The organism is Ruminococcus sp. AM26-12LB, assembly GCF_003480785.1.
GTDB classification, from domain to species: Bacteria; Bacillota; Clostridia; order Lachnospirales; family Lachnospiraceae; genus Blautia_A; species Blautia_A fusiformis.
In genome coordinates this window covers 37,729-63,320 of the sequence record NZ_QUJX01000012.1, presented here as the reverse complement: position 1 = coordinate 63,320, position 25,592 = coordinate 37,729, and the positions used below count along the sequence as shown (strand labels likewise).

At 44.8% G+C, this 25,592-nt stretch carries 22 protein-coding genes, 1 pseudogene and 1 riboswitch; all 23 genes and pseudogenes read right to left on the bottom strand.

Annotated features, from left to right (window positions below; translation table 11 throughout):
• Positions 1-68: 68 nt before the first annotated feature.
• The gene (locus tag DW694_RS10350) at positions 69-1,436 is read right to left on the bottom strand and encodes an MATE family efflux transporter (RefSeq protein ID WP_330364200.1); all 1,368 of its coding nucleotides are present in this window, start codon (positions 1,434-1,436) and stop codon (positions 69-71) included.
• Positions 1,437-1,697: 261 nt separating this feature from the next.
• Positions 1,698-2,051, bottom strand: a pseudogene (locus DW694_RS17455) (collagen-like protein); the annotation flags it as partial.
• Between the two features lie 236 nt (positions 2,052-2,287).
• Complete coding sequence (locus tag DW694_RS10340) at positions 2,288-3,367, bottom strand: glycosyltransferase (RefSeq protein WP_044960686.1); 1,080 nt, start codon at positions 3,365-3,367, stop codon at positions 2,288-2,290.
• 104 nt (positions 3,368-3,471) lie between these two features.
• Positions 3,472-4,122 (bottom strand): HAD family hydrolase, encoded by a 651-nt coding sequence (locus DW694_RS10335; protein ID WP_021650403.1) that lies wholly within the window; start codon positions 4,120-4,122, stop codon positions 3,472-3,474.
• Positions 4,123-4,137: 15 nt separating this feature from the next.
• A complete protein-coding gene (ribE, locus tag DW694_RS10330) occupies positions 4,138-4,611 on the bottom strand; it encodes a 6,7-dimethyl-8-ribityllumazine synthase (RefSeq protein ID WP_006427673.1) in 474 nt (157 codons plus the stop codon).
• Positions 4,612-4,640: 29 nt separating this feature from the next.
• Entirely contained in the window at positions 4,641-5,858 is a 1,218-nt protein-coding gene (locus tag DW694_RS10325; protein WP_015524672.1) for a bifunctional 3,4-dihydroxy-2-butanone-4-phosphate synthase/GTP cyclohydrolase II, read from the bottom strand.
• Between the two features lie 18 nt (positions 5,859-5,876).
• Positions 5,877-6,530: a riboflavin synthase gene (gene ribE, locus DW694_RS10320; protein ID WP_021650402.1), complete on the bottom strand. Its 654-nt coding sequence runs from the start codon at positions 6,528-6,530 to the stop codon at positions 5,877-5,879.
• Entirely contained in the window at positions 6,512-7,639 is a 1,128-nt protein-coding gene (gene ribD, locus DW694_RS10315) for a bifunctional diaminohydroxyphosphoribosylaminopyrimidine deaminase/5-amino-6-(5-phosphoribosylamino)uracil reductase RibD (protein ID WP_110102469.1), read from the bottom strand. Before ribD ends, ribE (DW694_RS10320) begins: the two co-directional genes overlap by 19 nt.
• A 275-nt stretch (positions 7,640-7,914) precedes the next feature.
• Positions 7,915-8,029, bottom strand: a riboswitch (FMN riboswitch).
• 119 nt (positions 8,030-8,148) lie between these two features.
• A complete protein-coding gene (locus tag DW694_RS10310; RefSeq protein ID WP_118752946.1) occupies positions 8,149-8,916 on the bottom strand; it encodes a zinc ribbon domain-containing protein in 768 nt (255 codons plus the stop codon).
• A 183-nt stretch (positions 8,917-9,099) separates the two neighbouring features.
• A complete protein-coding gene (gene tsf, locus DW694_RS10305; protein ID WP_110102467.1) occupies positions 9,100-10,038 on the bottom strand; it encodes a translation elongation factor Ts in 939 nt (312 codons plus the stop codon).
• Positions 10,039-10,074: 36 nt separating this feature from the next.
• Positions 10,075-10,818, bottom strand: coding sequence for a 30S ribosomal protein S2 (rpsB, locus tag DW694_RS10300; RefSeq protein WP_044960678.1), 744 nt, complete (start codon positions 10,816-10,818; stop codon positions 10,075-10,077).
• 179 nt (positions 10,819-10,997) lie between these two features.
• Positions 10,998-11,765 carry a pseudouridine synthase gene (locus tag DW694_RS10295; protein ID WP_110102466.1) on the bottom strand — a complete coding sequence of 256 codons (768 nt, stop codon included), beginning with the start codon at positions 11,763-11,765 and terminating at the stop codon, positions 10,998-11,000.
• Complete coding sequence (locus tag DW694_RS10290) at positions 11,765-13,948, bottom strand: DUF6449 domain-containing protein (protein ID WP_118752945.1); 2,184 nt, start codon at positions 13,946-13,948, stop codon at positions 11,765-11,767. The genes DW694_RS10295 and DW694_RS10290 overlap by 1 nt, the downstream gene beginning before the upstream one ends.
• Positions 13,923-14,825: an ABC transporter ATP-binding protein gene (locus DW694_RS10285; protein ID WP_021650396.1), complete on the bottom strand. Its 903-nt coding sequence runs from the start codon at positions 14,823-14,825 to the stop codon at positions 13,923-13,925. The genes DW694_RS10290 and DW694_RS10285 overlap by 26 nt, the downstream gene beginning before the upstream one ends.
• Entirely contained in the window at positions 14,818-15,192 is a 375-nt protein-coding gene (locus tag DW694_RS10280; protein ID WP_015524662.1) for a GntR family transcriptional regulator, read from the bottom strand. Before DW694_RS10280 ends, DW694_RS10285 begins: the two co-directional genes overlap by 8 nt.
• A gap of 279 nt (positions 15,193-15,471) precedes the next feature.
• Entirely contained in the window at positions 15,472-16,266 is a 795-nt protein-coding gene (locus DW694_RS10275) for a CPBP family intramembrane glutamic endopeptidase (RefSeq protein ID WP_021650395.1), read from the bottom strand.
• A 32-nt stretch (positions 16,267-16,298) separates the two neighbouring features.
• On the bottom strand, positions 16,299-16,946 hold the full coding sequence (locus tag DW694_RS10270) for an HAD family hydrolase (RefSeq protein WP_044960674.1): 648 nt from the start codon (positions 16,944-16,946) through the stop codon (positions 16,299-16,301).
• A gap of 46 nt (positions 16,947-16,992) precedes the next feature.
• Positions 16,993-17,976 (bottom strand): hypothetical protein, encoded by a 984-nt coding sequence (locus tag DW694_RS10265; protein ID WP_021650393.1) that lies wholly within the window; start codon positions 17,974-17,976, stop codon positions 16,993-16,995.
• Positions 17,954-19,195 (bottom strand): serine/threonine-protein kinase, encoded by a 1,242-nt coding sequence (locus tag DW694_RS10260; protein WP_049946976.1) that lies wholly within the window; start codon positions 19,193-19,195, stop codon positions 17,954-17,956. Before DW694_RS10260 ends, DW694_RS10265 begins: the two co-directional genes overlap by 23 nt.
• A 275-nt stretch (positions 19,196-19,470) precedes the next feature.
• Positions 19,471-21,237, bottom strand: a complete 1,767-nt coding sequence (gene argS / locus DW694_RS10255; protein ID WP_021650391.1) for an arginine--tRNA ligase — start codon at positions 21,235-21,237, stop codon at positions 19,471-19,473.
• A 39-nt stretch (positions 21,238-21,276) separates the two neighbouring features.
• Positions 21,277-22,146 carry a DegV family protein gene (locus DW694_RS10250; RefSeq protein WP_021650390.1) on the bottom strand — a complete coding sequence of 290 codons (870 nt, stop codon included), beginning with the start codon at positions 22,144-22,146 and terminating at the stop codon, positions 21,277-21,279.
• A 283-nt stretch (positions 22,147-22,429) separates the two neighbouring features.
• The gene (gene ptsP, locus DW694_RS10245; RefSeq protein ID WP_118752944.1) at positions 22,430-24,046 is read right to left on the bottom strand and encodes a phosphoenolpyruvate--protein phosphotransferase; all 1,617 of its coding nucleotides are present in this window, start codon (positions 24,044-24,046) and stop codon (positions 22,430-22,432) included.
• A 269-nt stretch (positions 24,047-24,315) separates the two neighbouring features.
• The gene (locus DW694_RS10240; RefSeq protein WP_021650388.1) at positions 24,316-25,578 is read right to left on the bottom strand and encodes an ABC transporter permease; all 1,263 of its coding nucleotides are present in this window, start codon (positions 25,576-25,578) and stop codon (positions 24,316-24,318) included.
• Between the last annotated feature and the right edge of the window lie 14 nt (positions 25,579-25,592).

The window sequence follows — 25,592 nt, the reverse complement described above, 5'->3', positions numbered from 1 at the left end:
TTATTTTCCCCGTAAACACAGAAAAGCGGAATTCTATCCGCTTTTTCTGATATTCTGTGTATTCGTTTTTATTCTGCAGTCTCTCCCAGAAGCTGCCTGTGAACTTTCCGCCTTACAAACCAGAAACAGGTCACCTGCATGATGATCGTAAGGATCCAGGATGCCGGATAAGAAATAAACAGTACTTTCAGTGATCTGTGAGCCGGGAAAATTCCGAAAATCCACACAATTCGAAGGCCGACCGTTCCGATAATAGACAGGATCATGGGGACACCGGAGCGTCCCATTCCGCGCAGTGCTCCCGGAAACAGATCCATCTGTCCGCAGAGGAAATAGGTAACTGTGGTATAGGCAAGAATCTCCATTCCGCATTGGATAACCTTAGGGTCTTCCGTATAGATCTTCAGAAGCTGCGGACCGAAAAAGTATGCACCACAGCCCATGGCAAAGGATACGACAAAGGACAGGATCATACAGTCAACAAGCACCCGGTCCATACGTTTCGGTTTTCGCACACCATAATTCTGACTGGTAAAGCTCATGCAGGCCTGGGTAACCGAATTCACGGACACATACAGAAATCCAAAAATATTATTGGCTGCTGTATATCCTGCCATAGCAATGGAACCAAAGGAGTTTACAGAAGACTGAAGAAGTACATTGGAAAAATTGATCACTGTACTCTGGATCCCGGCAGGCAGTCCCACCTGGAAGATCTGCTTCAGGTACTCTCCCTTTATGGACAGTTTTGAAAAACGCAGCTGATAGCTTCCCTCTGTCTGATACAGACACCGAAGGACAAGAATGCAGGAGATCAGCTGAGAGATCACCGTTCCGATTCCCACACCGGCCACGCTTAAATGACACACGATCACGAAAAACAGATTCAAAAGCGCATTGGCACAGCCGGAAATGATCAGAAAGACCAGCGGCCGCTTGGTATCTCCCACAGCACGCAGGATCGCCGCACCATAGTTATACAGCATAAAAAACGGCATTCCCAGGAAATAAATACGCATATAAAGAGTAGAAAGATCGATCACATCGTCCGGTGTATCCATCAGTTCCAGGCAGATTCTGGCAAAGATCACTCCCAGAACTGCCATGATGATCCCGCTGATCAGAGCCAGCAGGATCGATGTATGTACTGTTTCTGACATTTCTTCATCCTTACCGGCAGCATAAAATCTGGCTGCCAGCACATTGGCACCAAGAGAAATCCCGATAAAAAGGTTGGTAAACACATTGATCAGTGCGGTAGTGGAGCCTACTGCCGCCAGCGCCTCACTTCCGCTGAAACGTCCCACTACCACGATATCCACTGCATTGAACATCAGCTGCAGGATACCGGACAGCATCAGCGGCAGTGAAAACGAAATCAGCTTGTCCATGATCGACCCATTACACATATCGATCTCATACTTGTTTTTTTTCACGATTTCATCCCCCATGTTCATACTTACATAAGAATATTATAGCACCTTTCATCGGAAAGCTACAATGAAATATTTTTATGGAGAATATGCAGCGGCTGCATAAAATACGCAGCCGCACAGTAACGTGTGTTTATCATTTCACTATCTTTCCAGGAGTCCTGCATCACGAAGGTTTGCAAGAAGTGCATTAAAATCCTCCACAATATCATCTACCGTTGTTGCATTTCCAACAGCAGCTGCCGGGGTTACTGTTCCGGCAGGGCCGGTGGCTCCTGTTGCTCCTGTTGGACCTGCTGGACCCGTGGCTCCGATCGCACCAGCCGGACCTGTTACCCCCGTCGTTCCCGCTGGACCCGTGGCTCCTGTTGCTCCTGTCGCTCCCGTTGCTCCCGTCGGACCTGTTACTCCTGCAGGACCGGTGGCTCCTGTTGCTCCCGTCGGACCGATGACTCCCGCTGGACCCGTTGCTCCAGCCGGGCCCGTGGCTCCCGTATATCCCTGTATTCCCGGTTCCCCCTGCGGTCCCTGAGGACCCATAGGACCCGGAACTCCCGGACAGCCTCTGGGACCGGTTGGTCCTGTAGGTCCCACAGGGCCTGGGCAGCCTCTTGCTCCACATCTGTCACATCCACAGGAACTATGATTTCCATAACAGGACATACAGGACAAATCCTCATGACTGTCCTGCTGCATTTCCATTTCCTTACGTTTTCGATGCCTGAACAGCATTCTTCGATCACCTCATAGGAAAATAACTTTCCCTACAGTATATGACAACAGCTTTTACCTGTGCATAGGATCCCCGCAAGCCTGTACCCTGCCAGGAAAATATAATAAATATGTCTTTCATTTTATGACAGACCATATTTTTCCCGGAAATATTTCTGGTCATACAATACTCCCGGATCTTCCGGCTTCAGTTCCATCGCTTTCTTATGAAAAAAGAATGCCTGCTCCGGGCATCCCATTTTATCATAACAAACGCAAAGCTGCATATATGGCACAAATCCATGACACTCAGCCATAAAAAATCCACCCTTTTTCTTATCTGAAGGCACAGTGAGCGCCTGCCCGTACCAGTAGGCAGCCTGTCTGGGAAGCTCTCTTTCCAGAAAAATCTTTCCGACCTCACAACAGATTTCCGCCCTCGGCACATCCATAGTCAGGCTGTACAGAAAAGCTTCCAGTGCGTACTTTTTTTCTCCCATTTTCCGGTAACACTGTCCAAGTACAAAACAGGCATCGATCTTATTTTCCAGCCATCCGGGCGGATTTTTCAGGAACTCCACCAACACAGCCTCTGTCTCCGGATAACGCTGATGATAATACAGTTCTCTCCCATAATAAAGCTGATGTCTGGGTTCCAGCGTTTCTCCTCCTGCCAGCATTTTTTCATAAATGCGAAGATTACGGTCCGGATCACCTTTTCCACATTTCCGGTGCCGGATCACCACATCTGAATAAATGATATTTCCCTCCGGAATCACAGTTTCATGAACTGCCCCATTCCATCTGAAATTTCTGGATGTTTTCATTATCCGCTCCCGAAAATAAGAAAATGTTGTTCTCCCGCTCTGGTCAAACCCTGCCGCATATTCCATCATTACAACATCTGTTCCGGGATCCAGAGTTTCTTTAAGACTCTTCAGTTTTTCCAGATTTTCTTCATCCAGGACATCATCCGCATCCAGCCACATCCAGTAATCGGTGCGGACTTTTTCCAGAAGAAAATTACGCGGAGCAGAAAAATCATCACACCAGGGAAAATCAAACACCTGCGACGTATACTGCTCCGCAATCTCTTTTGTTCTGTCTGAAGAACCGGTATCTGCGATCAGGATCGCATCCATCACCTGAGAAACCGGCTTTAAAATTCTCTCAAGAACTGCTTCTTCATTTTTTACGATCATACATAGACTGAGGGAAATCATATTTCAGGATCCTTCGGATTTTTATAATATTTATGCCGTTCCCGTCAGTCCTATGCCTTCTGTCAGTGTACAGCTTCTGCTTTCGGATAAAGCTGAGCTCATCCTCATATCACCAACTGTGGTATATCCTCTATATGTTCTGCAAGACGATCTGCTCCGTTCAGCTCCCCGCTCTCACCATATCCATACAGGCATCCTATAAATGGGCTTTTGCAGGCTCTGGCACATTCCAGATCCTGCCTCCTGTCTCCGACCACCAGATAAGGGCCTGTATATTCCCGGATGATTTCCTGCACAATTTCTGTCTTTGGACGGAATCCATACGATTCGCAGTCATAAAAATGATCGAACCATCGTTCCATCCCAAATTCCTTCCAGTGCGCCTCACGATAGGAAGCTTTACAGTTACTTAAGATCACAAGATGATATCCCCGGTTCTTCAAGGCTGTAAGCATCTCCTCTGCTCCCGGATACCACACTGCCTTATGCTTCCTGATCTGTCTGACCATCAGTTCTCCTACCATCCTGCTCGCCTGCTCTTTATAGCTCTGATCCAGCTCCGGCAAAAATGTATTCCACATCTCCTTACTGTTAAATCCCAGCCAGCCGGCAATTTCCGCCGAGCCTATCTCCCGTTCTTCTGCAGCCTTCTGTTCTGTCAGCCACTGATAGGTTTCACGAAATGCCGGTTCATAGATTCCAATGGTATGATGGATCGTTCCATCATAATCGAATATGATTGTTTTTGTCATCATTTATTTCCCTATCTATTAGAGCTGCTTCATCAGATTGACCATCTCGATCGCAGATAACGCACAATCATAGCCTTTATTACCTGCTTTGCTTCCTGCTCGCGCAATAGCCTGCTCGATATTCTCAGTCGTGATCACTCCGAATAAGACCGGGATCCCTGTTGCAAGTTCAACCTGTGCGATCCCCTTGGCAGATTCATTGCACACCAGATCATAATGTGAAGTATCTCCACGAATGACAGCTCCCACGCAGATAACTGCATCATATTTTCCTGACTGTGCCATTTTCTGTGCTGTAAGCGGGATCTCAAATGCTCCCGGCACCCATGCTGCAGTAATATTCTCTTCTTCTACTCCATGTCTTACCAGTCCGTCGACTGCCCCTCCCAATAATTTATTCACAATGATCTCATTGAATCTCGCTGCCACGATACCAACCTTCATTCCCTCCGGTGCTACTACTTTTCCTTCTACTAAATTGATCTGTCTCATTTTTTCTTCCTCCTGCTATTTGCTGTTTTTTATAAATTTATTTCCTTAAAAATATGACCCATCTTTTCCTGCTTCGTTTTCATATACTTCCGGTCATATTTTTGTACCGGAATCTCCAATGGTACTCTCTCATTGATCTTCAGCCCGAATTCGCCAAGCCCATAGACTTTATCCGGGTTATTGGTCAGTAATCTTAATGATTTCACACCAAGGTCTGACAGTATCTGTGCCCCAACCCAGTACTCTCTGAGATCCGGTGCAAACCCTAACTTCACATTAGCCTCCACGGTATCATATCCCTGTTCCTGAAGCGCATAGGCTTTGATCTTATTGATCAGTCCGATTCCTCTGCCTTCCTGTCTCATATACAGAATGATCCCTCTGCCTTCCGCCTCTACCTGGCGCATCGCTGTCTGCAGCTGCAGGCCGCAGTCACATCTGAGCGATCCGAATGCATCTCCTGTCAGGCACTCCGAATGTACACGGCAAAGCACATCCTCACCATCTCCTAGATCACCTTTTACCAGTGCCAGATGATGCTCTCCTGTAATGTCATTGATATAGCCATACATTTTAAAATCACCGTACTGCGTTGGGAGGTTTGCAGCTGCTTCCTCCTTTACATGCTTTTCATGTATTCTTATATAATCCTGCAGATCACGAATCGTAATAAATGTAAGGTTATGCTCTTTTGCCATTTCCCATAGCTGTGATGTACGCATCATAGTGCCATCTTCTTTCATAACTTCACAGCACACGCCGCATTCTTTCAGTCCGGCAAGTCTCATAAGATCTGTTGTTGCCTCCGTATGGCCATTTCGTACCAGAACCCCGCCTTTTCTGGAAATAAGCGGAAATACATGTCCCGGTCTTCTGAAATCCTCCGGTTTTGACTGATCATCCACACACTTCATAATGGTATAGGAGCGTTCTGCCGCAGAGATACCGGTGGTTGTATCTGCGTGATCCACTGCCACGGTAAATGCTGTGCTGTGATTGTCCGTGTTCTCAGCAACCATCGGCGGAAAATTCAATCTCGCCGCAATTTCTGCACTCATCGGTGTACAGATAAGACCCTTTGCATAAGTCGCCATGAAATTAATATTTTCCCGGGTCGCAAACTCTGCCGCACATATCAGATCTCCCTCATTTTCTCTGTCCGGATCATCTGTGACCAGAATTATTTTTCCTTCCTTAAGATCCCTAAGTGCCTCTTCAATTGTGTTGTACTGATAATTTTGTGACATACTGTATATCCTCCTGTTCTAAAACCCGAATTCTTCAAGAAACTCCATCGTAATTCCGGATTCTTTTTTCTCTTCTTCGTTTTTTCTGATGCCAAGCAATTTTTCTACATATTTTCCGATCACATCATTTTCCAGATTAACCAGATCCCCCGGCACCTTTTCCAAAAGGGTGGTTTCTTCTCCTGTATGTGGAATGACCGACACCTGAAAACCAGTTTCATCAACCCTTGCAACTGTCAGGCTGATCCCATCAATACAAACGGATCCTTTTTCCACGATCAGATGCAAGATCTGTGGCGATGTCTCAATTGATACCCAGATGGCATTTTCTTCCCGGAGCATGGAACGTATCACTCCAGTCCCATCAATATGACCGCTTACTATGTGTCCCCCGAACCTGCCATCTGCAGCCATTGCACGTTCCAGGTTTACCTGGCTTCCAGCTTTACAACTGCCAAGACTGCTTCTTCTGATCGTCTCTGCCATCACATCGGCAGTAAATCCGTCCGGCTGGATCGACGTAACTGTCAGACACACACCATTCACAGCAATACTGTCACCGATCCTTGTCCCTTCCAGGACTTTCCGGGCTTTCACTGCCAGGATCCCTGATTCTCCTGTCAGCTGTATATAACGGACTTTTCCTTTCTCTTCTACGATTCCTGTAAACATGATTCCTCCTGTTTTTTCTCACACACCTGACATCTTATCCGGATGTCCTCACCGATCTGGCAGATATCTGTATATTTCAGTTCTACTGCTTCAGACGGGAATTCAACTCCGATACCTTCTACCGGTGTCTTCCCGGCCACACCACCAAACAGCTTTGGTGCCACAAAAGCCTGTACTTCCTTTACAATTCCGGCTCGCAGGGCACTGTCATTTAACGTACCGCCTCCCTCCAGGAGGATGCTGTCAATACCCCTGTTTCCAAGATCTGTCATCAACTTTTTAAGGTCTATCTGATCCTTTTCATCCGGACAGTAAATGGTCTCAACTCCCATGGTATGTAATATTTTTATTTTTTCTTCTGTATTTTTCTGATCTGCATAAGCCACGATCGTCCGGTACTTTTCCGCACTTTTTACGATCTGACTGTCCGGCGGGATCCTGAGCTTACTGTCGCACACAATCCTGACAGGACTTTTCCAGCCTTCTACCCGGACGTTCAACATCGGATCATCTGCAAGCACAGTTCCAATACCTGCCATGATCCCCATGTACTGATGCCGCATATGCTGTACTTCTTTTCTTGCCGCTTCTCCGGTGATCCATTTTGATGCTCCTGTCTTCGTTGCGATCTTCCCATCCAGTGTCATGGCATACTTCATCACCACGTATGGGGTTTTCGTAGTAATATAATGGAAAAAAACCGGATTCAGCTGATCACATTCTTCTCTCATAAAATCTTCAACTACTGTTACACCGGCTTCCCTTAACATCTGTACACCTTTTCCTGCCACTTTCGGATTCGGATCTCGGGAACCGATCACCACTTTTCTGATCTTCTGTTCAATGATCGCTTCCGTACATGGAGGTGTTTTTCCATGATGACAGCAAGGCTCCAGCGTAACATAAATCACCGCACCTTCTGCTGATTCTGTGAGGGAAGCAATTGCATTACGTTCCGCATGAAGTTCTCCATACTTTTTATGATAGCCTTCCCCGATGATCCTTCCGTCTTTTACGATCACTGCCCCTACCATCGGATTGGGATTCGTCCAGCCTTCTCCTTTTTTGGCCAGCTGAATCGCCCGAAGCATATATTCCTGATCCGTCATTTTTATTCCTTCTTTCTTATTCCTGTTCTTTGCCTGGTGCGCCGAGGCTTTTAGACCTGTGCAATCGGATTCACAGGCAAGTGAGTGGTATATTTATTTCGAAAACGATGTGCCAAATACAAAAAAAGCCTGCAGAAATATCTGCAGGGTGGAATTGATCTGTTACATATGATCAATAAATGAATGTCTGATTATTTCCTACATAAAAAGCTCTGAAATGGATCACCATCTCAGAGCTCTGATACTACATTCATTCATACAAAAATCAACTGTACTATCATCTTCTTCCATCCAGACTATACTGTCGGCCCCGGAATCTCACCGGATCATACCTTTCGGCTCGCGGGCTCTACCGCCGGTAGGGAATCACACCCTGCCCTGAAGATATCTTTTTGTTTATTTTAATACTTTATCTGTCATTTGTAAAGCGGAATTTTTATTTTACTCATTCCATGCGGAATATTATCATTGAACGGTAACGAAACTAATCACTAATCCGCATACTATACTCATCTTTTTTTGTATATAACCAATTCAGGATTTTCACCGTCTTTCTCATATGTACATATCATAATAAAATCCATATTTGCCAGAATACCGAAGTATCTGTCCCCTCCGAATTCAGATTCCATTTGATTTCCCAGATAAGTTTTCTGGTCATCCAGAAATTTCACTTTTTGTCCATTTGGCAGTGCATATTCCAGATTTACATATTTACCTACAAGTGCATTCAGTCTGTCTACCCTTGGAAGTCCATCTATATGTAAATCATTTATTTCATTTATCAATTGCATTTTAAACTCTTCAAACTGCCCATTGTCACTAAGTTCCTCATACCTTTTCCAGTAATCTAACTTTGGAAGCATTTCTTTCAGATAAGTGCGTGCCTGTTCTTCGGTAAAGCTTTCATTTACCATATTCTTTACACAAACATCAATCAATTCATCCATATCATTATATGTGTATGTTCCATCTGCATAGCACCACTTACAATACTCCTCATTTAATGTGCCATCCTTATCACGTCCCAATATGGAATCATCATCAATTGGCATCCCGCAGCACTGACAGATCAGCTTTCTGGGTTCTCCCAAAAGCGTATTGATCGATACATCAAATTCTTTCGATAAGAGCTTAAGTGTATCAGTATTCGGAACGGTATCTCCATTTTCCCAGCGTGATACAGCCTGTCTCGTTACCATGATTTTATCTGCCAGCTCGTCCTGTGACATTCCTCTTTCCGTTCTAAGTTTTAAGATTACATTTTTTGTTTCCATAGCCGTCACCTCCATTATCCTATTATAAAGATAGATCCATGTTCTGAAAAGCAACTTCCTGTTACTATAGTCTATCCATATTTTATAATGTAGTATATGAAGTGGATAATATAAGAAAAACCCTTGAAAATACTGGATTTTCAAGGGTTTTATGGATCTTATTAAAGATCTGCAGATATCAGATTATTTACCCATCTGCTTTGCAACTTCCTCAGCGAAGTTCTCTTCTTTTTTCTCAAGACCATCGCCTGTCTCGTAGCGAACGAAGCCTTTGATCTGGATCTTAGCGCCGTTCTCTTTTGCTACCTGCTCTACGTATTTAGCAACGGACTGTTTTCCGTCCTCTGCTTTTACGTATGTCTGGTCAAGAAGACAGATCTCTTTGAGCTCTTTCTTAATACGTCCTGTGATCATTCCCTCGATAACCTTAGCCGGTTTCTGGGACTCCTTCGGGTCGTTCTGAATCTGAGCCATAAGGATCTCTTTCTCATGCTCGATATAGTCAGCGCTTACTTCCTTGTCGCTTGTGTACTGCGGTTTCAGAGCTGCGATCTGCATAGCTACGTTCTTAGCCATCTCTTTAACAGCATCGTTAACAACATCTGTCTCAACGTCTACAAGAACGCCGATCTTTCCACCCATATGAGTGTAGGAAGCGATGAATCCGTTCTGCTCCTCAACCTGAGCAAATCTACGGATGTTCATGTTCTCGCCGATTACTGCGATCTGAGCTGCAAGAGCCTCTTTTACAGTCTTAGTTGTATCAAGTGCCCATGCCTCAGCAAGGAAAGCATCGATATCAGCTGCTGTTGTGTTAAGTGCCTGTGCTGCAACATCTGCAACATAGCTCTGGAATTTTTCGTTCTTTGCAACGAAGTCTGTCTCAGCATTAACCTCAACAACGACTGCTTTCTTTCCATCCTCTGTTACTAGAGTTTTGCAAAGACCCTCTGCTGCAATACGGCTTGCTTTCTTCTGTGCTGTAGCAAGACCCTTCTCACGCAGGAACTCAACTGCTTTATCCATATCACCATCTGTAGATGTAAGAGCTTTCTTACAATCCATCATTCCGGCGCCGGTCATCTCTCTTAACTCTTTTACCTGTGCTGCTGTAATAGCCATTGTTCGTTTCCTCCTGAAATATTCTGTTTATACGAATTATTCCTCTGTAGCTGCAAACTCCTCAGACTCAGCCTCGATCTCGCCATCTGCCTCAGCAGTTCCCTGCTTAGCCTCGATAACAGCGTCAGCCATCTTGGAAACGATGAGTTTTACTGCACGGATAGCATCGTCATTTCCCGGGATCACATAGTCAAGCTCTTCCGGATCACAGTTAGTATCGCAGATACCGATAAGCGGGATTCCAAGTGTATGAGCCTCCTGTACGCAGATTCTCTCTTTCTTAGGATCTACGATAAAGATAGCATCCGGGATTCTCTTCATCTCTTTGATTCCGCCAAGGTTCTTCTGAAGCTTAACAAGCTCTTTGCGAAGCTCGATAACTTCTTTCTTAGGAAGTACGTCGAATGTTCCGTCAGCTTCCATTGTCTCGATCTCTTTCAGTCTTGCGATACGGCTCTGGATTGTCTTGAAGTTTGTAAGCATACCACCAAGCCATCTCTCATTTACGAAGAACTCTCCACAACGCTCTGCCTCTGTACGGATAGCATCCTGAGCCTGTTTCTTAGTTCCTACGAAAAGGATGTGTCCACCGTTGGCAACGATATCTGCTACTGCATTGTAAGCATCGTCAACCATTCCTACAGACTGCTGAAGATCGATGATATAGATACCATTTCTCTCTGTGTAGATGTACGGAGCCATTTTAGGGTTCCATCTTCTTGTCTGATGTCCGAAATGAACACCTGCCTCTAAAAGCTGCTTCATTGAAATAACGCTCATGTCTTTTCTCCTTTTTGGTTAAATTCTTCCGCACAGGTCGCCTTCTCTCTGGACCCATCCTCACACCGTAGGGCACCATCCTTATAGAATCGCCGTGCGTGCTTATTTTTGCAACTTCTGAATTATAGCATAGAAAATCCCCTTATGTAAAGGGGATTTTTCCAATTTTTTTCTGTTTTTCAGCGGTTTCCGGCAGACTTCAGAAGCTCCAGCTCTTTTTCGGTGAGCGAACGATATTTTCCTGTCGGAAGATCTGAAGGAAGCGCCAGCGGCCCCATGGATAGTCTTTTCAAATAAGTTACTTTTTTTCCCAGTGCCTCCATCATCCGTTTTACCTGATGGAATTTTCCCTCGTGGATGGTAAGTCGGATCTCAGATTCCCAGTTCTTACCGGCTTCTGCAGATTCTGTGCCGGACTCCCAGGTAGAAAGGATCTCCAGCCTTGCCGGTCGTGTGAGATCTTTTTCCCCGATATCCACGCCTTCTGCCAGCTTCACGACATCTTCTTCTGTCACTTTCCCGGATACTTTTGCATAGTAGGTCTTATCCACATGCTTTTTCGGAGAAAGAAGCTCGTGTGCCAGAGGACCGTCATCTGTGATCAGAAGAAAGCCTTCTGTATCTTTATCCAAGCGTCCCACCGGAAAAAGACCCTTTCTTCTGTCTTTCTCTTCAATGTAGTCGAGAACCGTTTTATCTCTGAAGTCCTCCGTTGCGCTGACACAGCCTGCCGGCTTGTTAAAAAGATAGTATACATATTCCGGTGCAGCATGGAGCTCCTGCCCGTTCATAACCACCTGATCTTCTTCTGTTACCTTCAGCTCCGGTTTCTTCACAGATTTCCCGTTAACCTGCACCTGACCCTTCTGTATGTATTTTTTTACCTCGCTTCTTGTACCTGCGCCGGCATCTGCCAGAAATTTATCCAGCCGGACTGGTTTTTCCATTAATCATTTACCTCCCATTCTGTTACATGGGCTGCCTTTGCATCTGCTCTGATAAAATCCGGGATCTCACCGACAAATGTCATATAAAGTCCGGAATCCCCGCCGGTGCTCTCTTGTCCTTCCAGAACCACTTCCATTGTGGCATCTGCATTCCAGATAGTCCATCCGTTTACCAGCTGTGATGGACGGATACATTTTTTCAGGGCTTCCAGCTGTTCCTTTTTATCGTAACGGACTTTATAACCGTTCTCTGTTTCTTCAAGATCCGAAATGGGCTCAGTGTCGGAAAAAGCTTCATCATCTTCGCCGGCAGCTTCGGAGCTGAAGTAATAAACATCAATATACTCAACAGACAGCTCATCCATAGAAAGAGGATATCCTGTTTCTTCCAAAATTGCAAGTGTTCTCTTATATGACGGATACACCAGAACGGAGGTGGACACATTCTCTCCTTCCTGCACAGCCGGTACATTCATTCCCCATTCATCCATGTAGCCTTCTGACGGAATTCCCGTATAATCGAACATCAGCATTGCACATGGCTGGTCTTTTACTGTCTGACCGCCGTTTTCCAGAATGTCCTTTCTCAGTGCCTCTGCCAGTGCCTGACGCTTCTCTGCATTTTTTTCAAATAAAGAATGAATATCTCCGTCACAGAAAATACCGGTAACCTCTTTCAGATACTGTTTGTCCAGCTGGAAAAATGAATATCTGTCTTCTTTCCATGTCTGCTCATCATACAGGGCTTCCATAAGATTCTGCGCCTGTGCAGAAGATACACTATAGCTTCTGCAGACACTGAACCCTTGTTTATTTATGTAGCGTACATACATACGCCTTCCGGATCTTTTTTCTTTTTCATTCTGAAGCCTGATATCCTTCAGACTGTTATACAATGCTTTACTCTTCATCACCGGCTGATCCAGCAGACCGGAACTATTGTCTGAGGTGGCAGTATACCGGATCTTATAGATTCCGCTTTCTTTTTTTTCCACATTGCAAAGCTGCTCTGTATATGAAAGATTGCTTACATTTATCACAACTCCCTGAAGATTGTCATAAGCCGGAAAATAACTGTCATATCCCAGAAGATCCATTTTCATGGTCAGCGCACAGATTGCCACAACACCTCCAAGGATCATAAGCTGCACTTTTCTGCGGAAAAATCTGCGAAAATCCATTTCATAGATCACTTCCAGAATTCCATGGACCAGGATCGTTCCCAGTATCATTCCGAAGATCCACCATGCTGTTTTGGATGAATCTTCCGGAATCATATAAAAGATCAGACCGATCCCCAGTCCGGATGGTATTGTGATCAGGGCACTTAAGACCGGCTCCATCCAGGTATATACCAGAGCTTTTCCGGTATTCTCTGACCTTCGTCTGCAAAATGCCATCCAGGAAAGTGCTGCCATGATAAACAGCGTGAGGATCAGTATCAGCAACTGCTTTCCAAAGCTTCCGCTGCTGTATCTATCTATAAAGCTTACGATCACCATAAGAGGAGATCCCAGATTCCGCACTGCTGCCAGAATTCCGTAACTGCCCTCGTACCAGGTATCAAAAAATAAATGTCCGCTTAACTGCAGCATCACTGCCAGAACGATACTGTAGGTAAAAAGCCCTGCCCATGCAAGTGCTCCCATCAACATGGTACCGGTGCAGGCGATCACCAGCACTGTGGAAAAATACACCAGAAGATACATCAGGAGATGGAGCACCAGCAGGATCAGTGCCTTTTTCATAATGGAAAGGCTGTAATATCCTCTGGCTGCCCCGATGCATACCGCAGCAAATTCCATGATCACATATGGCACCAGATAATAAAGAACAGCCAACAATACTCTGTGCAGAAACAGTGCACTTCGCTTTACCGGAAGGCTGTGATAGAAATCCACTTTTCTCGGGGAATACAGATACCAGAAGCCGCTTACTGCTGCAAAACATGCGGTTACCGCAGCCACAGCTGCTCCCATTGTGAGAAAGTCACTGCTCCACAGGCTGGAATACAGATAGGAAAGCTGACTCTGAGTATAACTGCGCTCATTCCATTTTCCCATCAGAATAAGTTCCGCTACCGGAAATGCAAGGAGAAATGCGATCATGGCAAATGCCGGGATCCATCTTTGTCCTTTAGAAGAGGATTTCATATACTCACTGGAATAAATTTTTGACTTCATAGCCTGCCACCTCCGTTTCGCTGATAAATATTTCTTCCAGAGTCAGTGGGAGCACTTCGCAGAAAAGAGGATTTTTTGCCTGTATCTTCTCCATGATCTCTCTTCTTGTTCCCCTTGCAGTAATAAGCAGCAGGGAGCCCTGATGCTCTGTTTTCAAAACATCCAGCTCTTTCTTTAATTCTTCTTCTTTCTTTTTGTCAGTAAGTACACACTGGATCTTATGGATGTGGAATTTCATATCCTCCAGATCTCTGGAAAGGAGAATTCCTCCCTGATGAAGAAGCCCGATGTGATCGCAGATATCTTCCAGCTCACGAAGATTGTGGGAAGCGATCACCGGCGTAAATTCACGACTCATGATCTCCGATGCAAAAATACTTTTTACTGCCTGGCGCATTACCGGGTCCAGGCCATCAAAGGTTTCATCACAAAACAGATATTTCGTTCCTGTACTGATTCCCAGGATCACCAGAAGCTGTTTCTTCATTCCCTTGGAAAAAGTGCTGATTTTTCGTTTTCCATCCAGATGAAACTGCTTCATCATTGTCTCAAAACGCGCCTGCTGAAATCCCGGATAAATACAACGGTAAAATTCTGCCATGTCCAGAGCATTGTAATTTGCCGGAATATATGCATCGTCCGGGATGTAGAAAAAATGCTCTTTGATCCTTTCATTTTCAAAAACCGGTTCTTCATCCATCAGCACCTCTCCTCTGTCCTGACGGATGATCCCGGCCATGATACGGAGCAGAGTACTTTTTCCCGCACCGTTGGAGCCAATCAGTCCAAAAACCTCCCGTTCCCCGATATCCATGGTGACCTTATTTACTGCCTGTATCTTACCAAAAGCTTTGCTGCAGTTTTTTATCTCAATCATTGTTTCCCTCCTTATAGCATAAGCGGATCACACCGATCATTTCTTCCTCCCCTACTCCCAGAGCCATTCCCTTTTCTGTGATCTTTTTCAGCTCACTTAAGGTTTCTTCCATACCAATCTGCCTGATCCTGCTGCTGTCTGTGACAAAACTGCCTTTTCCCTTCACCGGACAGATCAGCCCCTGCTGCTCCAGTTCCATATATGCCCGCTGGATGGTATTGGGATTGATGGATAATTCCACGGCCAGCTGCCGCACAGACGGCATCTTGGAAGATGGCTCCACAGCTCCTGACAGGATCAGCATCCGGAATTTCTCTACGATCTGCTCGTAAATGGGACGTCTGTCCTGATAGTCCAAGAATAACATACGACGCTCCTTTCTCTGTAATCTGTGTATTAAGTGTATTAATTCTTTTAATACACTTATGATAGCACATGATACAAAGGTACGCAAGAAATGGTCTCTTAAATAAATATAAAATCTATATAAATTTACCGGCAGCAAAAGATTCCGGCATATTTTTATAAAAAAATCTGTAATGGCATCCTTATACTATGATTCCACTACAGATTCTCTGTAAAGCAAATATTCATCTATCACTCTGCCTGATCCAGTAGCAGGCAGACATTCGTGTTCCACATTGGATCAGACAGCCCGGTAGCCACGTTTTTCTCCCCGGCGTGCAAAATACTGATATCCTCCAATCATCGCTGCCGCAAAAACGCCATAGATCATCAGAAGGCTTCCTGCTCCGGCTTTTTCCACCAGAGTCTGGGCGTATTCACTGAAAATAAGTATCCAGGTATTGGCTCCGATGTGCATCAGCACACTGGTCCACTTATTACCGCCCATCTCCAGAAACCACGCAAAAATCCCTCCCAGAACAAACGCATACACAGCCTGCAGGACATTTCCGTGATAAATTCCGAAAAACGCCGCAGAGATCACAGCGGAAAACAGTACAGAAAAGTGATCCCGAAGTCGCAGATAGATCAGCCAGCGAAAGATCATTTCTTCTGCAACAGGCGCTATGATCCCCATCCAGAAGATCATCATAAACAAACTCTTTCCTGAGGTAATCTTCGTCATCGTCTCTCCATAGCTGGATGAGATCCAGTTCTGCAGGATCGCCACCAGCACATTGGCATACTGGGCAAATCCGGCTCCAGCAGCAAGAAGAAGCAGCATTTCAGGAATAGATAGCCTTTGTTCCTCAACGGAAGTCAAACCGCCAATCAGCCTTCCTATACGATCCTTCCGGTAAAAATATACTGCCGGAAACATAACCAACACTCCGGTAAGTCCGGTGATCACCAGCGTATAACTATAGTACCTTTCCTGTGCGTTGCCGACATGCCCTGTCAGCCAGAGAAGCACGGCGCTTCCGAGGATCTGTCCGATAAGATAATGGATTCCTGCCGGATAAAGCTCCCTCCACACTATTTGAAAAATATTCTGTCTGTGCAGAGGGGTCAGACGAAAAAATTCAGAAGTTCATCTGCGGAAGCTACGATCTGAAGAGGCTGTGCCTTTTCCAGTTCTTCTCTGCTTCCATATCCGTAAGATACAGCCACACACTGGATCCCGCATCGTCTGGCTCCGAGAATGTCATGTTCTCTGTCACCCACCATGATCACCTGGTCACGGTGGTCAGAAAGGCTCATTCTTTCCAGAGCTTCCTCGATCACCTGAGATTTGGTTACTTTCGGTCCATTGAGGTCCGTCCCGGCGATCACCTCAAAATACCGGCTCAGATTAAAATGGTCCATGATCTGTGTTACGTAAAAGGTCGGTTTCGCAGACGCCACAGCCATTCTGTAGCCACGACGTTTCAGTTCTGCCAGAGTGTTTTCCACGCCCGGATAAACGGTATTCTCATACATTCCTTTTTCTGAATACCGCTCTCTGTAATATTCGATTCCCTTCTGCGCTGTCTCTTTATCAAATCCCGCATATTTCATAAACTGTTCCAGAAGCGGCGGACCCACAAAAACCTTCAATGGCTCCAGCTCCGGTGCCGAAACTCCAAGCTTCTCCAGTGCATACTGTACAGATTTCGTAATCCCCTCTCCGGATTCTGTCAGTGTTCCGTCCAGATCAAAAAAGATTGCCTTATACATAAATTCCTCCTGTTGTATAAAATAATCAGTAAGTATGCCTATTGTATCACTGTTTTTCTGGTAAGTCCATGGTTTCATAGTACAGCTTCCCGGATTTCACAAAACCCATGAGTTCTGCTTTCCAGGGATTTCTGCTTTTTTTCGGTAATTCCGCCAGAAGCTTTTTTCCCTGCCAGTAAAAATCACATTCTTTTCCATTGATCCGAAATGAAAGGATCTGGAACGGAATATCCGGACTGATCTCTATCCGGATCCTGTTACCGTCTGTTTTCATTCGGATCACCGGTTTTTGCTCTTTTTCTTTTTTCCTATCCGACGTTCCTGTTGGTTCTGTCCGATAGTAAGATAATGCCGGATTTTGCTTCTTCTCCCTCTTTGATGCATCTGTCACTGACTTTCGAACTGGTTTTTGAGTCAACGTTACAGATGGACTTGCTGTCACTGTCTGTATGGGGATTGGTTGTTCAGTCAGTATTGGCAGTTTTGTTGGTATCGGCGTTTCCGTCAGTTTTTCCGCAAGCGTATCAGCTATCTCTGCTTCTTTCGGAATAGTTATCCCCGGATTTTCATCTTGTCTGATATCCGGTTCCTGAACTTCATAGCCTTCTCCCCCGACCCCCGGATCTTCTCCATTTTCCATAAAGCTTTCTTCCTGAGAACGTACCTCATCTGTCTGAAAATCTAAATTCCATTGTGCAGACTCCTCCTGATCATTCTCTGATTCTGCCCAGGCAGCGGAATACTCCTCAGTATTTCCTTCTTCTCTGTTCCAATTACTATCATCACTTCCTTCTCCTGCATAGCTTTCTTCCCAGTCTTCCGGTAGCTGTCCGGTTCCTTCTCCCACATTCATATCAAATCCGCCGGTATCAAAACTATCCATTCCTGACACATCAAATCCATAGACAGCAATGGAAGGGATCATCCATCTGCATAAGACCAGCAGAAACAAAACAATAAAACAGGTTTTCCTACTAGTAATTTTCATTTCTTTTGGTTTTTTCTGATCACTTTCTCTTCTTTTTCTCATTAATCTCCTCCCAAAGCTGCAGATTTCTGCTTTCACTGTCATCCAGTAATTCCGCTTTTTCTTTCTTTTTATAATCTTCCCACAGCTTTCTGCTGGCCTCTTTCTGCCCGGTCCGAATAAGAAACATCCCATATTCTCCGTAAGCCACAGGATATTCTGCATCATACAGAAGAAGATTTTCATAATATAAAGCCGCTTTTTCCGGTTCACACAAAAGCTCCGCATTCCATGCCAGCAATAGCTCAATACGACGCTGCTGTTCTTTTTCCCCATAATTTCTACTTAACCTCTGGAGTCTCTTTTCCGCTGCCATACAGCACTTTTCCCGATCTTTTGAGTCTTCCGGATACTGTCTGGCTTCGTAATACAAATCTGTTACTTCTGAGATCGCCACAGAAAATTCTTCCGTTTTCAGCAATCCTGCTATCAAGATCAGTGTTCCTATCAGAATCCCTGCAGCTGCCGCTTCCAGAAATCGTTTTCTCCAAGTGATCATCCGATATCTGTTTTCCAGCTTTTGGATTTTCTTCTGAACCACTGACATATCCGAATATCTGTATTTTTCCTGTTTTCTGGTACATCGGAACAGAAGCCAGAAAAAATCCGGATATAAAATCCACTGCCATTTCTTTTTTCCGCAAAGCTTTTCCAGGGTCTTCCCCAGAGCATAAATATCACTTCCCGGTCTTAAGTAGCCCTGATACTGCTCCGGCGCCGCATAGCCTTTCGTTCCTTCACAGATCTGTTTTCTTTTTCCATGATCGAACATGGCACTTCCAAGATCTATCAGATACAGATGCCCGGTTTCAGAAAACATAAGATTATCCGGTTTCAGGTCCCCGTAACAGACCGGTGGCTTCCGACTGTGAAGATATTCCAATACTCTGGCAATCTCCTTTCCCAGAGCAAGGATTTCCCGTAAAGAAAACCGTTTTCCTGAACGGAGAAGTTCTCCCAGCGACTGACCCTTGATATATTCCATGATCAGATAACAGTACTCCCCTGTTTCCACATAATCGATAATCTTCGGTATTGCAGGATATTCCAGATGCTGCATGAGTCTGGCTTCTTTTTTCTTTGCGATCGGTATCTCTTTCACTGCACGGCAGATACCAAGCTCCATATCTTTTGCCAGATAAAGGCTTCCACCTCCGCCATGTCCAATTTGTTCTACAATGCAATAACGTTCTTTCAGAACATTTCCGATCAGACAGATCACCTTCCTCTCATTTCTGTCAGACAATATTTATGATTACGTTTCTTATTGATTTGGGATAATCCGGTGAATTCCGGTTTGAAAAAAAACAGATAACTTATAGTCAGGCAGATATTTGTGATCTGCCCTCGTTTAGGATAAGTCCTATTATAGCACGTCCTGTTCTTTTTGCAAAGAACTTTCTATATAAAAAAGTCCGCCGAATATAGCAGACAAAAATGTCTCTTTATCCGGCGGTCTGTCATTATTCATAGTGTTTGTATCTGCAAAGCTATACCTTACATACGATCCGGTGCAGAGAATCCAAGAAGATCGATGCTTGTCTCAAGCACTCTTCTTGTAAGCTGGAGCAGCTGAAGGAAGGATTCCTTCTGTGCCTGATCCTCTTCGCTTAAGATCTTGGTCTCATGGTAAAAGCTGTTAAATGCATTGGATACCTCATAGATATATGCACAGATCTTATGTGGTGCTTTTTCTTCAAAAGCGTTCTCAACCATTGCCGCAAAGCCGGAAAGCTGAAGCATCAGGTTCTTCTCACTGGCATTGACTGCCGGAAGGATCTTACCTGTACTTAAATCTCCTCCCTCCTGTACATAACGGTTCAGGATCGACTTAATACGAACGATAGTATAAAGGATATACGGACCTGTATTTCCCTCAAAGGATGTAAAGCGGTCAACATCAAAGATGTAATCCTTGGTCGCCTGGTTGGAAAGATCTCCGTATTTGATTGCGGAAAGTCCTACGATCTTGGCAGTATCCTTTGCATCTTTATCTTTTACACTACGATTCTCCACGATCTTGCGATACATTTCCTCATCAATGTCTGCGATCAGGTTCTCCAGACGCATAACACCGCCTTCTCTTGTCTTAAACGGTTTACCGTCTTTTCCATTCATGGTACCGAAACCAAGGAAGGAAAGCTTGGTTTCCGGATTTACAAGACCGGTTTTTCTTGCGCAGCGGAATACCTGGATAAAATGCAGCTCCTGACGCTTGTCAACAACATAAAGGATCTCATCCGGCTGAAAGAGTTTCATACGCTCTACGATAGTAGCAAGGTCTGTGGTCGTATAGAGAGAAGCTCCGTCTGATTTCAGAAGCATACATGGAGGAATCTCCTTGGTATCACTCTCTTCTTTTACATCTACAACAAGAGCGCCCTGATCCTCATAGGCAAATCCTCGCTTCTTCATATCCTCTACCATATCCGGAATGTATGGCTGTGCATCGGATTCTTTTTTCCAGAGGTCAAAATCTACGTTCAGATTCGCATAGTTTCTCTTAAGGTCTGTTACAGATACATTCATAATGTGATTCCAGAGAGCCATGTATCCGGGTTTTCCCTGCTGAAGAAGGTGGGTTGCCTCCAGTGCCTCATTACGGTAAGCCTCATCCTCTTTGGACTTCCCACTGGCACATGGATAGATCTCTTCCAGCTCGCTGATAGTAAACGGTGCTTCTGCCGGATATTCACCGGTAAAGCTGTCATCAAAATATACCAGCTCCGGTTTCCGGTGTTTCAGCTCGGTGATGATCAGTCCCATCTGAAGGCCCCAGTCTCCAAGATGTACATCACCGATCACCTTATGTCCTACAAAGCGTCCGATACGCTTGATGCTCTCACCGATGATCGCAGAACGGAGATGTCCTACGTGAAGCGGCTTGGCAACGTTTGGTCCGCCATAGTCGATAATGATCGTCTTCGGATTCTTGGCAATCTCAACAGAAAGCTTCTCGTCCTCTGCCATCTTATTCATGTATTCTGCAACAAATTCCGGTTTCACATCCAGGTTGATAAATCCAGGCTTTACAACTTCTGCTCTGGAAAAGATCCGGCTGTCTGACAGCTGTGCTACCACATCATCAGCGATCATAAACGGTGCCTTGTGATATGCTTTGGCTCCTGCCATAGCACCGTTACACTGATACTCACATAAGTCCGGTCTGTTGGAAACAGTAACTTTTCCGTAGGACGGATCATAACCTGCTTTTTCAAATGCTGCGGAAAGTTCTTCCGCCATCTGTTCCATAATCTTCTTCATGTTTCAAACTCCTCATATCTTTGTTTCTGTATTTTATGCTTATAACGTCACTTTTCTTGAACATGCGACTGCAAGGGCACCATAACCGATATGGCAGGCAACACTTAAAGAAAGGGGATCCATATGTATCTCCATTCCCGGAAATACCTCCTGGATCTCTTTTTTAAATTCTTCTGCTTCTTCCAGATTTCCTGTATAAGCAGCCTGAAGACACATCTCACCGTCAGATGCGTATTCCTTAAAACGTGTTTCCCAATCACTCTTCATTGCCTTCAGCATGGCACGTTTGGCCTGCTTCTTGCCACGGACCTTGGCGTAGGCATCCAGCTTCTCTCCCTGGATCTGAAGTACAGGCTTCAGGTTCAGAACCGTTCCGATGGCTGCTGCTGCCGGTGTGATCCTGCCACCTTTTTTCAGATATTTCAGGGTGTCAAGTGTGATATAAATACTGGAATCGAGTTTCTGATCTGTAAGGATCTTCTTGATCTCTGCAGCACTTTTTCCTGCCTCGGCAAGCATCTTAGCATCCATTACAGACTGTCTCTGTGTTACGGAAATCCGCTGATTGTCCACTACCTGAACACGACCATTATAATCAATAGCAAGTCCCATTGCAGTAGAACAGGATGCACTCAATCCGCTTGACATCGGAATATGAACGATTTCCTCATAATCTCTCAGAAGCTTGTCCCACAGATCACAGAGATCAGCCGGACTTGGCTGAGATGTGGAGATTGGTTCATCCTTCTTAAGCTTCTCATAAAACTCTTCCTGTGTGAGAGTTACACCTTCAAGATACATTTTTTCATTAATATAAAACGGCATCGGTATCACATAAACGCCAAGCTCTTCTGCCTGGGCCTGTGTGATACCGCTGTTGCTGTCTGTTACAATGGCAATTTTGCCCATTCTTTCTCTCCTCCTGGTCTGTTATCTCACAGTTCAAAGAATTAATACATCAGCCCCTGATGGACTAATTCTTTGAACTGCTGTAGAAAGCCATGATGTTAGTGTATCATATTTTTTTCTATATCACAATTGGAAATTTTCTGTGACCTTCGCTCACAAAAAACACCTCGCGGAATATTACCAGTGAACAGTAACTAAAAAAACAGCTGCCATACAAATATTTATGCACAGCAGCTGTCACACTATTTATCAAAAATATCCTTATATATTTATGATCTGTGTTTTATTTCATTTCTCTTACGATCTTTCGAACCGGAAGAACAAATGTCGGAGATACGGACAACTCGTCCAGTCCCATCTCTACAAATCTCTCAGTAAGTGTAGTGTCCGCACCAAGCTCACCACAGATTCCGGCCCAGATACCTTCTTTGTGTGCATTATCCACAACCATCTGGATCATACGTAGAACTGCCTCATGATGGGAATCATAAATGTTGTCAAGCTTTGCATTCTGACGGTCAATAGCCAGTGTATACTGGGTCAGATCATTGGTTCCGATACTGAAGAAATCAACCTCTTTTGCAAGAAGATCACTGATCATAACAGCTGCCGGAGTCTCGATCATGATACCCTGCTCCACGTCATCACGGAACGGGATCCCCTGTTCCTTAAGCTCTGCTTTTACTTCTGCTACAATGGCCTTGATCTGCTTCACCTCTGTTACAGAGATGATCATCGGATACATGATGGAAATATTTCCGAACATGCTTGCGCGGAAAAGTGCTCTCAGCTGTGTCTTAAATACTTCCGGACGGTCCAGACAGATACGGATCGCACGATATCCCATTGCAGGGTTTTCCTCATGCGCCATATTGAAATAATCGATCTGCTTGTCCGCTCCGATATCCAGAGTACGAATGATAACTTTTTTACCGGCCATATTCTGAGCTACGGTCTTGTAAACCTGGAACTGCTCTTCCTCTGTAGGATAGTCTTCTTTTTCCAGGTATACGAACTCACTTCGGAAAAGTCCGATGCCTTCCGCATCATTGGCAAGTACATTCGCAACATCACCTGTACTTCCGATGTTGGCATAAAGGTGGAGCTTACGACCGCTCTTGGTAACAGTTTCTTTACCTTTCAGTTCTTTGAGCATTGCACGCTGTGCAAGTTCATCGGCACGCATATCCTCATATTTTTTAAGGGTCTCTGCATCCGGCTCAACGATCAGATTTCCGCTCTTTCCGTCTACGACTGCCATCTTACCGTCCATGGACTCATCGTATTCAATATTGATCAGCGCCGGAATATTCATGGTTCTCGCAAGAATCGCAGTATGTGAGTTAGAAGAACCTTTTCTTGTGACAAAAGCAAGAACCTTGCTCTTATCCATCTGTACAGTCTCACTTGGTGCAAGATCCTCTGCAACTACGATCACCGGCTCGGATGCTTCAAGCTCTCCATCTCCATGGCCGGAAAGCACACGTACCAGACGGTCTGAGATATCCTTTACATCAGCTGCTCTTGCTTTCATATAATCGTCGTCCATCTGTGCGAACATTGATGAGAAGTTATCACCAGTTGTTGCAACCGCATATTCTGCATTTACAGACTCTGTACGGATAATGTTGTGGATGGAATCCAGATAGTCATCATCATCCAGCATCATCTGATGAACCTCAAAGATTGCCGCTCCGGACTCTCCAACTTCCTGAAGAGCCTTGTCATAAAGCTTCTGAAGCTGTGCCATAGCCTGCTCTCTGGCTGCCTCCACACGCTTTACCTCTTCTTCCGGATCCTCCACGTGAACACGTTTAACACTGGCGTCAACTTTCTGGAGGATTGAGATCTTACCGATCGCAATACCGGAAAATACAGATTTACCTTCCAAAACCTTCATGAAATTATCTCCTTCTGTTTTTATATTTGCCCACTTATGATGTATTATATCACACTATCCAAAGATTCTGCCACGATTTTTTTATGATCTCTAAAAAACCTGTAAAAACTCTATTTATACTTTCTTTTTTTGTCATATATACAGCAAAAGTGACAAAATAAAGACCGCAGAGCTTCATAAAACCTGAACAATACTTTCAGATATAAAAATAAGCATCTGCCGCCGGAATCCTTCCGGCAATTGCAGATGCTATATGTATGTATATCTTTTTATTCACTGCGAAGGGCATCGATCGGATTAAGATTAGCTGCCTTTACAGATGGGAGAAGTCCGAAGATCAGACCGATCAGCATGGAAAATACCACAGAACCGATAATTGCCGGAACGCTGATGGCTGTTGGTGCTCCTGACACCTGAGACACCATTTTTGACAGGATGATCCCAAGGACCACACCAATGATTCCTCCGATACTGGTCAGCACCGAAGCTTCCGTCAGAAACTGTCCCAGGATCACTTTTTTTCTTGCTCCGATAGCTTTTTTCAGTCCGATCTCGCTGGTACGTTCTGTGACAGATACAAGCATGATATTCATAACACCGATACCACCAACAAGCAGGGAGATACTTGCGATCCAGATCAGCTGCTGATTGGTACTTTCGCTGAGCTTCTGGAGATTCTTAACCTTCTCCATAATGTCTTCCGCTTTATATTTAAAGTTCGATTTGTTTTTTTCATTCTGGATTCCTGTATTCAGAATATCCTCTGCTGCTTTTCCTACAGAACTCATATTATCTGTGCTGTCTGCACGGACTGTCACATTTTGCGGCTGATCAAATTTAAATGCAACAGGCCAGGTAGTATCCGGGATCATCACGCTTCCCATGATCGTCTGCGAATATTCCTCGTATTCAGAAATCGTATTGATCTTCGGCATGCTGTCCTCACTCTGAGTGATCACACCTACAATGATATACGGTTCTGATCCCACCTCAATGGTTTTCCCTACAGGGCTCTCACTTCCGAAAATATTCTGTGCAGCATTGGAATCCACAAGAGCAACCTTTCGGTAGCTGTCATAATCTTTTTGTACAAATCCCCGCCCGGACTGGACCAGGTATCCCATCGTTTTCAGATAATTGCTGTCGATCCCGTACACGGTTCCGCCCTGAAAGCTTGTGTTTTTATAATAAACACTGGCAGACTGGCTACTGTAATAAAATGTAGAACTGATCACATGATCCAAGTCTCCGATCGCCGTTTTCTGGGAATCAGAAATAACCGGCGGTGTGGCCGAGCTTCCGTAAGAACCATAATCCATATCGTATGTACTGTCTCCGTCATAGAGCATAACCTGTACGGTATTGTTTCCGGACCCGATCAGATCTTCCTTGATCTGCTCACTGGTACCTTTGATCGTAGATACAATTGCAATAATAGATGCAATACCAATAATAATACCCAGCATGGTCAGAAAGGATCTCATCTTATGTGACCATATTCCCTGAAAAGCCAGGCGTATATTTTCAAACATGAAATTTCTCCTTC

What these genes read in the sequence shown, in the direction of transcription:
- ptsP (WP_118752944.1), bottom strand. Translation starts at nt 24,046, where the DNA reads ATGAAGGTTTTGGAAGGTAAATCTGTATTTTCCGGTATTGCGATCGGT.
- ribE (WP_006427673.1), bottom strand. Translation starts at nt 4,611, where the DNA reads ATGAGACAGATCAATTTAGTAGAAGGAAAAGTAGTAGCACCGGAGGGA.
- DW694_RS10285 (WP_021650396.1), bottom strand. Translation starts at nt 14,825, where the DNA reads ATGATTGAGATAAAAAACTGCAGCAAAGCTTTTGGTAAGATACAGGCA.
- DW694_RS10280 (WP_015524662.1), bottom strand. Translation starts at nt 15,192, where the DNA reads ATGTTATTCTTGGACTATCAGGACAGACGTCCCATTTACGAGCAGATC.
- DW694_RS10250 (WP_021650390.1), bottom strand. Translation starts at nt 22,146, where the DNA reads ATGGGCAAAATTGCCATTGTAACAGACAGCAACAGCGGTATCACACAG.
- argS (WP_021650391.1), bottom strand. Translation starts at nt 21,237, where the DNA reads ATGAAGAAGATTATGGAACAGATGGCGGAAGAACTTTCCGCAGCATTT.
- DW694_RS10340 (WP_044960686.1), bottom strand. Translation starts at nt 3,367, where the DNA reads ATGATTTCCCTCAGTCTATGTATGATCGTAAAAAATGAAGAAGCAGTT.
- DW694_RS10325 (WP_015524672.1), bottom strand. Translation starts at nt 5,858, where the DNA reads ATGTCACAAAATTATCAGTACAACACAATTGAAGAGGCACTTAGGGAT.
- DW694_RS10310 (WP_118752946.1), bottom strand. Translation starts at nt 8,916, where the DNA reads ATGGAAACAAAAAATGTAATCTTAAAACTTAGAACGGAAAGAGGAATG.
- tsf (WP_110102467.1), bottom strand. Translation starts at nt 10,038, where the DNA reads ATGGCTATTACAGCAGCACAGGTAAAAGAGTTAAGAGAGATGACCGGC.
- DW694_RS10290 (WP_118752945.1), bottom strand. Translation starts at nt 13,948, where the DNA reads ATGAAGTCAAAAATTTATTCCAGTGAGTATATGAAATCCTCTTCTAAA.
- DW694_RS10265 (WP_021650393.1), bottom strand. Translation starts at nt 17,976, where the DNA reads ATGAGAAAAAGAAGAGAAAGTGATCAGAAAAAACCAAAAGAAATGAAA.
- DW694_RS10270 (WP_044960674.1), bottom strand. Translation starts at nt 16,946, where the DNA reads ATGTATAAGGCAATCTTTTTTGATCTGGACGGAACACTGACAGAATCC.
- ribE (WP_021650402.1), bottom strand. Translation starts at nt 6,530, where the DNA reads ATGTTTACAGGAATCGTAGAAGAGAAAGGAAAAGTCCGTTATATACAG.
- DW694_RS10295 (WP_110102466.1), bottom strand. Translation starts at nt 11,765, where the DNA reads ATGGAAAAACCAGTCCGGCTGGATAAATTTCTGGCAGATGCCGGCGCA.
- DW694_RS10335 (WP_021650403.1), bottom strand. Translation starts at nt 4,122, where the DNA reads ATGATGACAAAAACAATCATATTCGATTATGATGGAACGATCCATCAT.
- rpsB (WP_044960678.1), bottom strand. Translation starts at nt 10,818, where the DNA reads ATGAGCGTTATTTCAATGAAGCAGCTTTTAGAGGCAGGTGTTCATTTC.
- DW694_RS10240 (WP_021650388.1), bottom strand. Translation starts at nt 25,578, where the DNA reads ATGTTTGAAAATATACGCCTGGCTTTTCAGGGAATATGGTCACATAAG.
- ribD (WP_110102469.1), bottom strand. Translation starts at nt 7,639, where the DNA reads ATGACGGATCAGGAATATATGCTTCGGGCGATTCAGCTGGCCAAAAAA.